Below are 5072 nucleotides of genomic sequence, written 5' to 3'. Positions count from 1 at the left end.
GCTATTAAATCTGTTTCCAGTTGAGGCGTTGTATTATTTACAATATTTTTTTCTGAAACATTTTTACAAGAAATCAATGCAAAAATTAATAGAAAAAGGATTTGTGATGTTTTCATAAGTTTTGTGAAATTTAGAAGTTTTAAAATTACAAAACTTTAGTATATAAATGGAAATATTTTTTGTTAGTCCTTTTTTTTATAAAAAATTGCCTAAAACATCACTTCTTATTTTTAAAAAAGAACTTTTTTAAAGTGGATTGTATAACACAATGGATTGAGATAAATTTTCATTATTAAAAAAACCATTTAGTAAATGGTAAATTATATTTATCTTGCAACCTTTACATCTATTAATAAATTAATATTCTAAAAATAACTATGTTAGAACTAGCCGGAATAATTATTTTAGGAATTTTAGCGCAATGGGTTGCTTGGAGATTTAAAATACCTGCAATTTTACCTTTAATTTTAATTGGATTGTTGGTAGGCCCAATTGCTGCCGAATTTTTATCTGAAGATGGTTCTAAATGGATTGAACCAGTTTGGAATGGTAAAAAAGGATTGTTTCCTGGAGACGGATTGTACTATTTTGTTTCTTTAGCAATTAGTATTATTCTGTTTGAAGGAGGTTTAACACTAAAACGAAGTGAAATTAAATCTGTTGGTCCTGTAATAACCAAACTAATTACCTTAGGTTCCGCAATTACATTTTTTGGTGCTGGTATTACTACACATTACGTTTTTAATTTAAGTTGGGAATTATCGTTTTTATTTGCTGCATTAATTATTGTAACTGGACCAACCGTTATAACACCTATATTAAGAAACATTCCCTTAAAAAAGAATGTCTCAGCAGTTTTAAAATGGGAAGGAATATTAATTGATCCAATTGGAGCTTTGGTTGCGGTATTGGTTTTTGAATTTATTAGTGTTGGTGGAGGAAGTGGTTTTACAAGAACTGCTTTAATAGAATTTGGAAAAATTCTGTTATTTGGAACTACCTTTGGTTTTACCTTTGCTCACGCCTTGGCTTTTGCTATCAATAAAAATATGATTCCACATTATTTATTAAACGTAGTTTCATTATCCACCGTATTATTGGTTTTTGTTGAATCTGAAGTTTTTGCACATGAATCAGGCTTATTAGCAGTAGTTGTTATGGGAATGGTTTTAGGAAATAACAAACTAGAGAATATAAAAGAACTCTTATATTTTAAAGAATCTTTAAGCGTCCTGCTTATATCAATCCTATTTATTTTATTGTCAGCCAATATAAATATTGAAGATATGATGTTGTTGTATAATTGGGAAACTGCAATATTGTTTGGTATCGTTATTTTAGTTATTAGACCACTGGCGGTATTTTTAAGTACCACAGGCTCAAAACTAAAAACCAACGAAAAAATATTTATAAGTTGGGTAGGTCCACGTGGAATTGTTGCTGCAGGTATTGCTTCTTTATTTGGAAGTAAGTTGTTAAAAGCTGGGGTAGAAGGAGCTGAATATATTACTCCTTTGGTATTTATGATTGTGCTTGGAACAGTACTTTTAAATGCAACTACAGCGCGATTATTTGCGAAACTGGTAGGTGTATTTCTAAAAACCTCCAATGGAATTATAATAATTGGAGCATCAAATTTTGCACGATTAATTGCAACATATCTTAAAAAGAATAATAGAAGAGTAGTATTAATAGATAACAATCCCGATAATATAAATAAAGCTAAAAGTCTGGGACTCGAAGCTATTGATGGTAATATTTATTCTGATGAATTACTGGAGGATGTGGAATTAAATGATATTGGTTATTTATTAGCCTTAACTGGTGGAGCAGCAATAAATGAATATGCAATAGATAAGTTTTCTTCAATTTTTGGAGAAAATGGAGCATTTAGAATTATCTCAACAGACGAAATGCAATCTGGGGATTTAAAACCAAAAGACTATTTATTTACGCATAAAGATGATTTTTTAAATCTTAGTGAAATAGTCCGAGATTTTCCATTAGTAAATGAAGTAGCTATTAATTCCAATGAACATTATAAAAGTTTGCTAAAAGAAATAAATGATGAACCACATGCAATTCCATTGTTTATTAAAGATAATAATGATGAGATTCATATTATTTCTTCCTTGTCAAAAGATTTCTTAATAGAAAAAGGAACAACTTTAATGTATATCGGTAAAACAATTATTTAACTTTTTAGAATAGTAGTTGTATTGCAATGGATTTATTTACTTCCAATCCGCTCCAAAACATACTTCCTTTTGATGGAGAAGTTCTAAATTATGGTTTAATTTTAAATAATGATGAATGCCAATATTATTTTAAGAAATTCTTAGATTCTGATTTTTGGAAACACGATGAACTAATACTTTTTGGCAAACAAATTACAACCAAACGAAAAGTAGCATGGTTTGGTGATGAAAATATCGAGTATTCTTATTCGAACACAAAAAAAATTGGGTTGACTTGGACACCTGAAATTTTAAAACTAAAAAAAAAATTAGAGTTGAAAACAGGCGAAAAATTTAATTCTTGCTTGTTAAATTTGTATCATAATGGAAATGAAGGAATGGCGTGGCATTCAGATAATGAAAAAGAATTAGGTGTAAATCCAGTTATTGCTTCGCTTAGTTTTGGAGCAACTCGAAAGTTTTCATTTAAACATAAAGAAACTAAACAAAAAGTTGATGTTTTATTACAATCTGGAAATTTGTTAGTTATGAAAGGCGAAACACAGCATAAATGGATTCATAGTTTACCGAAAACTAAAAAAGTACAAAACCCAAGAATAAACTTAACCTTTAGGAGTATTATTTAAATACTTACGTTTAACAAAAAAATAATATTTTCAAAACATTCTAGTAATAACTATTTTTTTTCTTGCAAATAATTATTTTTAAATTGTTTTTAGTGGATTCTAATAAAAAGAAACGAAAAATAGACCTTGTTGTTATTTCAGATATTCATTTAGGCACGTATGGTTGCCATGCAAAAGAGCTACTATGTTATTTAAAAAGTATTAATCCAAAAAGAGTAATTTTAAATGGAGATATAATTGATATTTGGCAATTTAGTAAACGGTATTGGCCAAAATCTCACATGAAAATTGTTAAATATATTTTTGGGTGGATTTCCGAAGGCAAAGAAATATATTATATAACCGGAAATCATGATGAAATGATGCGGAAATTTGTTGATTTTGAAATAGGTTCATTTTCAATTAAAAATAAAGTAGTATTAGAATTGAATGGTAAAAAAGCGTGGTTTTTTCATGGAGATATTTTTGATGTTACAATGCAACATTCAAAATGGTTAGCAAAACTTGGTGCAATAGGCTATGACATACTAATTTTAATAAACAGAGGAGTTAATTTTATAAGTAAAATTTTTGGAAAAGAGAAAATATCCTTATCCAAAAAAATAAAAGATAGTGTAAAGTCTGCTGTAAAATTTATCAATAATTTTGAAGAAACAGCTACTAATATTGCAATAGATAATAAGTTTGATTTTGTAGTTTGTGGGCATATACATAAACCTGATATAAAAAAAGTAAAAAATGATAAAGGTGCTGTAACATATTTAAATTCTGGTGATTGGGTAGAAAACCTAACATCTTTAGAATATCATAAAAATAAATGGAATATTTATAAATATAGTGATACTCATTACAATAATAATATTGCAAAAGAAAAAGTTATAGAGGTAGATGTTATTGATAAAACAGCAAAGCAAATATTTGGAGAATTGGTAGCAGATTTTTACTTAAACAAATAAAATAAGAGGGTTAAAAGTTAAATTTAAAGTTTAGAATGAAAATATTATACGCTATTCAAGGCACTGGAAATGGACATTTAAGTAGAGCAAAAGAAATTTTACCTGCTTTATTAAAAAGAGCACAGGTTGATATTTTAATTAGCGGAACTCAGTCTGAAATTAAATTGCCTTATAATATAAAATATGTATACAAGGGTATAAGTTTTTATTTTGGAAAAAATGGAGGAATAGACTTTTTAAAAACATTTAAAAAGAACTCAATATTTGAAGTATTTAAGGAAATAAAAAATTGTCCAGTTCAAGAATATGATTTGGTTATTAATGATTTTGAACCAATAACAGCATGGGCAAGTATTTTAAGAGGTGTAAAATGTATTTCTCTAAGTCATCAAGGTACTTTGTACACTAAAAATGTTCCTAAACCATCGCATAGAGATTTAATAGGAAGGTTTATAATAAAAAACTATGCTAAATGTTCAAACATTTACGGATTTCATTTTAAAAAATATAACGAAAAAGTATATACGCCTATCATTAGAGCAGATATTAGATTGTTAAAAAAAACAGAGAAAGATCATTATACTGTTTATTTACCAGCATACTCTGATAAAAAAATAATTGAAGTTTTGTCTAAAATTAAAGGAATAAAATGGAAAGTTTTTTCGAAAAATACTAAAAAATATTATCAAAAAAAGAATGTATATATTAAACCAATAAACAGTAAAAAGTTTGAAAAAAGTTTAGCTTCATGCCAAGGCATTATTTGTGGAGCTGGATTTGAAACTCCTGCCGAAGCAATATTTCTAAAAAAGAAATTATTGGTAATTCCTATGAAAAATCAATACGAACAACACTTTAATGCAGCTGCTCTAGAGGAATTAGGTGTTCCCGTTATAAAATCTTTAAAAACAAAACAAATTCCTAAAATTAAAAATTGGATTGAAAGCAATTATCAACTAAATCTAGAGTTTCCAAATGAAACGCAACAAATAATAGATCATATACTATATGATTATATTTTTGAAGAGGAAATTCTATTTATTTAAATTAAAAGCGTTGCTTTATTGTATATGTGATAAAAAATGTCAAATTTAGTAGTTCTAAATTTAGAGGATTATTAAATACATAAAACTACAAAAATAATGCGTTGGGGAATTATTGGATGCGGAGATGTAACAGAAGTAAAAAGTGGACCTCCTTACTACAAAATTGAAGGTTTTGAATTGGCTGCTGTTATGAGACGTGATAAAGAAAAAGCCGCAGATTATGCGAAAAGACATCATGTTAAAAAG

The 5072-nt window shown here is 27.5% G+C and carries 4 protein-coding genes and 1 pseudogene; all 5 read left to right on the top strand.

Annotated elements, in window-relative coordinates; all coding sequences use genetic code 11:
- Positions 1-377: 377 nt before the first annotated feature.
- Positions 378-2198, top strand: a complete 1821-nt coding sequence (locus AB1Z17_RS14335) for a cation:proton antiporter (RefSeq protein ID WP_368052450.1) — start codon at positions 378-380, stop codon at positions 2196-2198.
- A gap of 26 nt (positions 2199-2224) precedes the next feature.
- Complete coding sequence (locus AB1Z17_RS14330) at positions 2225-2824, top strand: alpha-ketoglutarate-dependent dioxygenase AlkB (RefSeq protein ID WP_368052449.1); 600 nt, start codon at positions 2225-2227, stop codon at positions 2822-2824.
- A 92-nt stretch (positions 2825-2916) separates the two neighbouring features.
- Positions 2917-3780 carry a UDP-2,3-diacylglucosamine diphosphatase gene (locus tag AB1Z17_RS14325; protein WP_368052448.1) on the top strand — a complete coding sequence of 288 codons (864 nt, stop codon included), beginning with the start codon at positions 2917-2919 and terminating at the stop codon, positions 3778-3780.
- Between the two features lie 35 nt (positions 3781-3815).
- The gene (locus AB1Z17_RS14320) at positions 3816-4826 is read left to right on the top strand and encodes a glycosyltransferase family protein (protein WP_368052447.1); all 1011 of its coding nucleotides are present in this window, start codon (positions 3816-3818) and stop codon (positions 4824-4826) included.
- 96 nt (positions 4827-4922) lie between these two features.
- Positions 4923-5072 (top strand): annotated as a pseudogene (locus AB1Z17_RS14315) (gfo/Idh/MocA family oxidoreductase); the annotation flags it as partial.

Origin of the sequence: Lutibacter sp., assembly GCF_040883305.1 — a bacterium.
GTDB lineage: Bacteria > Bacteroidota > Bacteroidia > Flavobacteriales > Flavobacteriaceae > Lutibacter.
This window is presented reverse-complemented; position numbering and strand designations above follow the sequence as displayed.

Coding starts and splice junctions, on each gene's coding strand:
- AB1Z17_RS14335 (WP_368052450.1), top strand. CDS start 378: ATGTTAGAACTAGCCGGAATAATTATTTTAGGAATTTTAGCGCAATGG.
- AB1Z17_RS14330 (WP_368052449.1), top strand. CDS start 2,225: ATGGATTTATTTACTTCCAATCCGCTCCAAAACATACTTCCTTTTGAT.
- AB1Z17_RS14320 (WP_368052447.1), top strand. CDS start 3,816: ATGAAAATATTATACGCTATTCAAGGCACTGGAAATGGACATTTAAGT.